We start from the raw sequence: 6,167 nt of genomic DNA on the forward strand, positions 1-6,167 counted from the left end.
TTCATTACACGTATTTATCATTATTCATGCAAAATAAAGACACCCTCCTCATAAGAGAGTGTCTGCGTATGAAATAAAAAATGGTTCTTTATCACTACACTATTTTTCTTCATAATTAGGAATACGCACAATAAATTCTGTTCCATTCCCTTCTTCACTCTCAACTTTTATTTCCCCATGATGAAGGTCGAGTACTTTCTTTACAATAGCTAAACCTAAGCCACTTCCTCCATAGGCACGATTTCGTGAAGAATCCGCTTTATAAAAACGCTCAAAAATATGTTGTTTCTGTTCTTCTGATATACCAATTCCTGAATCACGGATACGCACTTCCACTACTGTCTCATGTTCCTTTAACTGCATAGTAATCGTACCACCGCTTGGAGTAAATTTAATACTATTATGAATTAAATTAATCCACACTTGACTCATACTTTCTTGGTCAGCAATAACATGTACTTTTTCTAAATCTAGTTCTAACTCAATTTCTTTTTCAGCCCAGAGTGGTTCACTATTTAACACAATTTGCTTTAATTGTTGATCTAATCGATAGCTCACTCTTTCTGGTATATATTCTTCTGATTCTAAAAGAGTTAGCTTTAGTAAATTTTGACTTAGTTTAGATAATCTCGTTGTTTCAGTTTCAATAATGGTAAGATAATGCTTTCTTTTTTCCTCAGAAAGATTATCGTCTTGTAGTGCTCTAGCAAATCCTTTTATAGAAGTTAATGGTGACTGTATTTCATGAGAAACATTCGATACAAACTCTTGTCTCATTTTCTCCATCGCATTCAGTTCATCTGTCATATCATTTATACTTTTTACGAGCACGCCAATTTCACCATCATATTTTTCTTCATTTTTTATTTTTACGGAGAAGTCTCCTTTTGCAATTTTTTGTATCGGTTCAATAATAGTCCAAATCATCGCCTCTCGTTTTGGTCTCATTAATATTCCAATCAATGTCCAAATAAGAATAATAAAGACAAAACCGACCATATCACTAATTAGAAAAGCAACAAACGGCGATACGTTTACGTCAAAAGCATTCAATATACTAGTTGCTACATAAAATGCGATAGACCAAATTATGGTAAGAAAAGAAAAGAGCGCTAATACCGCTCCAAATACTTTCAGCATCTTCAACTTACTCATTCGTTTTCTTTTTCTCATTTACTTACCTCTAAGCGATACCCTAATCCTCTTATTGTTTTAATACTAAATTTCGACTGCTCTTCTTGAAACTTCTCACGTAACCGATTAATATGAACGTCTAGTGTACGTTCATTCCCTTCAAAATCATATCCCCATATTTCTTCAATTAATTGCTCTCTCGAACAAGTTCTTCCCGATTTAGACCCTAAAGTAAAGAGCAGCTCAAATTCTTTTAACGGTAATGTAACCGTTTGTTCTCCAGATGTAACTTCGAATGTTTTACGATTTAATAATACATTTCCAACTTGAATCGATTGGGAAACTGTAATTTGGTAACGTTTCAATAATGCCTTTACTCTCACTACTAATTCTATAGGGTCAAATGGTTTTACAAGATAATCATCTGTCCCAAGGTGAAATCCTTTTACTTTTTGTGATGTTTCCCCTTTGGCAGTTAGCATCAGAACCGGGATATCATAGTATTTTCTTAATTCAAAACATACATCAAATCCATCCATATTTGGCATCATGATATCAAGAATAACCATATCGACTTTTACGTCATCCATTTTCTGAAGTGCATCTACTCCATCAATTGCCTCATATGTTTGAAAACCTTCTCGTTCTAAAAATACCGAAACGAGTTCTCTAATGTGTGGATCGTCATCTACTATTAAAATTTTAGGTATCAAAGGAACCATTTCCTTTCTACTTAGCATCTAATATATTTTTTAAAAATGAATCATCAGTGGAGTAAACTTCCCGCTGATGATTCATTTTATAATGCACCCTCTTTAATTTTCAATTGTTGCGTTGCAAACTCACGATACATATCATGCGTCTGTAATAATTCATCATGCGTACCACTACCTGTAAGATTCCCTTTTTCAATAAAGACAATTTTATCTGCATCTACAACAGTAGAAAGTCTATGCGCAATCACTAACGTTGTTCTGCCTTTCATTAAGTTATTTAACGCTTTTTGAACGACAGACTCAGATTTACTATCTAAGCTTGAAGTCGCCTCATCTAGCATAAGAATTTGCGGATTTCGAAGTAACGCTCGGGCAATGGCAATTCGCTGTCTTTGTCCCCCAGAAAGCTTCACACCGCGTTCTCCAACTTCTGTTGCATAACCGTTTGGTAAGTCATGAATAAATGCATCAACATATGCCATCGCTGCTACTTTTTCAATTTCTTCATCCGTTACTTCGCCCTCGACGCCATAACAAATATTATCACGAATTGTTCCATCAATTAACGGACTATCTTGTGATACGTAACCGATTTGACGTCGCCATGACTGTAATGAATAACTCGTAATTGATTCTTCCCCTAATTTAATGGCGCCACTAGTTGGCTCATAAAAACGTTCCAGTAATGAGAATAACGTTGTTTTCCCACTACCACTTGGTCCTACAATCGCTGTCACTTTTCCAGATTCAATTGTGAAATCAATATTTTTCAAAACTTGCTCTTCTTCGTTATACTCAAAATGTACATTTTCAAGAACGATCGGTTGCTTAGCATTTGTCACTTTCACACCAGTTTCATGATCTTCTACTTCATATTCTAAAATCGTACTAATTCTTTCCGTTGCACCAATTGCCTTTTGGAATTGTGTAAAGAACATAGATAATTGACTCATTGGCATTACAATTTGAACTAAATACAAAATAAACGCTACAAGTTCACCGGTTGTTAATGCACCGCTAGAAACTCGCATCCCGCCATACCCTACGATAATAACAAGTAGTGCCATTAAAACAAACGACATAACTGGCGAAATTAATGCTTGCACTTTTCCTTCTTTCAAACCAAATTGTAATAACTTTTGTATACCTGTATTACCCGTTTCATATTCTCTCTTTTCTGTATTTGAAGATTTCACTAAACGAATTTCTGATAACACTTGCGTTAACACACTTGTAAAAGATGCAGTTTCATCTTGAAGCGCTTTTGAAATCTTATACATTTTTCGTCCAAGTGGAACTAAAATTAACACAGACAACGGAATAACCGTTAAAAGTAACGCAGTCATTTTCCAATCTAAAACAAATAATACAATTAACGATCCAACAATTGAAATACCACCTGTTAATAAGTTTGACAAATGCTCAGAAATTAACGTTTTCACAACACCTGTATCATTCGTCATACGGCTAATCGTATCACCTGTTCTATTTTGATCGTAATAAGATACCGGCAAGATAAGTACCTTTTTCCACAAACGTTCTCTTAGTCCCGCTACAATCTTCTGCCCAATATAATTTAGTAAATATATAGACAACCCTGCCGCAATAGTCTGCATTACAAAGAAAGCAACTAACCCAACAATTTGTCCTGCACTAATTGAAGAAAGCGAAAAATTATCTACTAATCCTTTTGTCAGCATAGGAATAAATAAACTCGCTCCCGTAGAAAGCAAACTCATTAACAACGCAAAAACTAAAATTCCTTTCGGAGGATTTGTATCTTGAATAAGGCGTAAAAACTGCCTCCAACTCCCTTTTTTCTTCATTTCATTTCTAACTTCCATTCCTGTTCATCTCCTCGTGTTAAACAAAACTATTCTTTCTAAAATTAGAATACGATACAAATGTAAACTGAATGTAAACACACTTTTTCTATTTTTACAAAATATACATAAAAACTCATCTTTACAACAGATATAAATATCTGATATTATTACCTGGTACTTAATATTATTCTATGTAAATTATAGATAAATAATTTACAACACGATATAAATCTCCAGTTAGTGAAAGGAGTATCCTTTTTGCAAACAAATATACATTCTGAAAAGGAAACAATTATTTTTATTCATGGATTAGTTGGCAATCGTCGCGCCTTCAAAAAGGAGCAAAAACGATTTTCTGCCTCCTACAGCATTATAACTTATGACTTATTAGGTCACGGTGATGATAAAGGAGAAGCAATCGACTTTTCATTACAGCGCCTCGTAGATCAATTATTAAACTTATATGAACAAGAAGGTATTAAAAAAGCACATATTTGTGCGCTAAGTTACGGCTGTTACATCTCTACAATTTTTGCACAAATGCATCCAGAAAAAGTATTAAGTATTTGTCATATTGGAGGACATTACAATAACCCTTCTCGTTTATATAATGTATTTCAAAATTTTTGGGAGAAGCGAGGAGATGAATACTCTAAATGGCTCTCTCAATACGCAAATACTATTTTTCCAAGCGGTATACTAAAAGCAAATCCATTCGCAGTCATTTCAAGAAATATTTACTACCGTTTCGGATTACAATTACATTCATCCATAATTGCCCAGTCATTACGTCATCGGTTAGAATTCGATTTAAAATCTAAATTAAAATCACTTCCTCACCCTATACTATGGGTAATGGGAGAGCATGATCATCTCTATAAATCTTGTCTATTTGATTTGAAATCTATTTTGCCTAACGTTCTATATAAGGAAATACCTTTAGCGGGACATGCAGCGAACTTATTTCGTCCTAACTATTTCCATGACTTATATGATCGATTTTTAAATGGAAAGTTAAAATAAAAACTATTAAACTTCCAATTTATTCAACTATAAAAAGGCTTCCCAAGTTTCCTTGGAAAGCCTTTTCTCTATACGAAAAGTATATAAAACTACTTTTTCTTAGTATGCTTTTGTGTAACCAGTTAGATGTTTAGCCCAGTAAGAGTTATTAATTGAACTAATTCTTACACCAACTGTTTCATTCTCCGCACTAATGAACTGACCATTTCCTAAATAAATACCCATGTGAGAAAGACCTTTTTTATAAGTATTAGAGAAGTATACTAAATCACCTGGTTGTGGATTGCTTGTTTTTGTTTTCGAACTCCAGTATCCAGCAACATCTAAACGGCTACCTTTATGACCAGTTTGATTTAATACGTAGTAAATGAATCCACTGCAATCGAAACCTCCTTTAGGAGTTTCACCACCGAATACATATTTCGAACGATCTAAAGATCTAGCCAATCCAGCGATTGAAGATGTATCTCCACCTGTTGTTGGTTGTTGAACGTTATTTGTAACGTTGTTTACTCCGCCTTTTACAAACTTAACGAAGTCTGCACTTACATAACCTGTGCGGCCGTTATGGTTAATTTTGTACCAACCATTTTCAGCACCAGTAACGTTTAATACTTTACCATTTGTTACTCCACCGATTACAGCGTTGTATGTAGCTGGGCCTGTACGTACTTTTAAAGCACCAGTGTTAACAACATAAGAACCACCAGTTTGAACTGTTGTAGTATTGTTGTTTGTAGTTGGTTGTTGTGTTTCGTTAGATACAGCAGAACCACCTTTTGTTACGAAGTCTTTGCTTACGTATCCAGTTCCACCATTGAAGTTGATTTTAAACCAATCTTGTACTTCACCTACAACTTGTACTGTTTTACCTTTGTTTACAGAACCTAATACTGTATGAGATGTACTTGGGCCTGTACGTACGTTAAGTGAAGAAACGTTTACTGTGTAAGTACCTGTTCCTTGTTGAACAGTCGTTCCTGTTTTGCCACCAGTCGTTACGAAGTCACCACTTACATAACCTGTTTGACCATTTACGTTTACTTTGAACCAACCATTTTCTTGTCCAACTACTTGTAGCACTTGGCCTGATTTTACTTTAGAAATAACGTTATGTCCTGTACCAGCACCTGAACGAACATTTAATACATCAGCAGTTACTGTGTATTTTAATTCAGAAGTTGTTTCTACAGTTTTTGTTTCAGTTACAGTCGTTTGAGTTTGAGTTTGAGTTTGAGTTTGTCCATTAATTTCTTTTAGCGCTTCATTTGAAACTTGTGCATGAGCAGAATCCATTCCTGGAACTGCAACGCCAGCTACAGAAGCTGCTGCTAAACCTGCAATTACTTTTTTCATAAGTTGTCTTTACTTCCTTTCCCTACTATCCTCTTAAAAAAAAACTAAAACTTTAATACTTTACAATATTATCAAAGTAAAATATTCATCCAGTTCCATTTTTTAGCAAGAG

At 34.5% G+C, this 6,167-nt stretch carries 5 protein-coding genes; 1 reads left to right on the forward strand and 4 read right to left on the reverse strand.

The features are described 5' to 3' along the window. Positions 1 to 99 precede the first annotated feature (99 nt). From hitS to ACQGSG_RS07595, 3 genes are all read right to left on the reverse strand, one after another. A complete protein-coding gene (hitS, locus tag ACQGSG_RS07585; protein ID WP_141527144.1) occupies positions 100 to 1,173 on the reverse strand; it encodes an envelope stress sensor histidine kinase HitS in 1,074 nt (357 codons plus the stop codon). After that, positions 1,170 to 1,847, reverse strand: coding sequence for an envelope stress response regulator transcription factor HitR (gene hitR / locus ACQGSG_RS07590; protein ID WP_000612414.1), 678 nt, complete (start codon positions 1,845 to 1,847; stop codon positions 1,170 to 1,172). The genes hitS and hitR overlap by 4 nt, the downstream gene beginning before the upstream one ends. 86 nt (positions 1,848 to 1,933) lie before the next feature. Further along, positions 1,934 to 3,694, reverse strand: coding sequence for an ABC transporter ATP-binding protein (locus ACQGSG_RS07595; protein ID WP_061654531.1), 1,761 nt, complete (start codon positions 3,692 to 3,694; stop codon positions 1,934 to 1,936). A gap of 240 nt (positions 3,695 to 3,934) precedes the next feature. Here ACQGSG_RS07595 and ACQGSG_RS07600 point away from each other — a divergent pair, with 240 nt between their 5' ends. Then, positions 3,935 to 4,699, forward strand: a complete 765-nt coding sequence (locus ACQGSG_RS07600) for an alpha/beta fold hydrolase (RefSeq protein WP_087968019.1) — start codon at positions 3,935 to 3,937, stop codon at positions 4,697 to 4,699. A 99-nt stretch (positions 4,700 to 4,798) separates the two neighbouring features. Here ACQGSG_RS07600 and entFM read toward each other — a convergent pair whose 3' ends face one another. Next, positions 4,799 to 6,055 carry an enterotoxin EntFM gene (gene entFM / locus ACQGSG_RS07605; protein ID WP_325842690.1) on the reverse strand — a complete coding sequence of 419 codons (1,257 nt, stop codon included), beginning with the start codon at positions 6,053 to 6,055 and terminating at the stop codon, positions 4,799 to 4,801. Between the last annotated feature and the right edge of the window lie 112 nt (positions 6,056 to 6,167).

The sequence above is a fragment of the Bacillus sp. GMa5/1 genome, assembly GCF_050172015.1.
In the GTDB taxonomy this organism is placed as follows: Bacteria; Bacillota; Bacilli; order Bacillales; family Bacillaceae_G; genus Bacillus_A; species Bacillus_A cereus.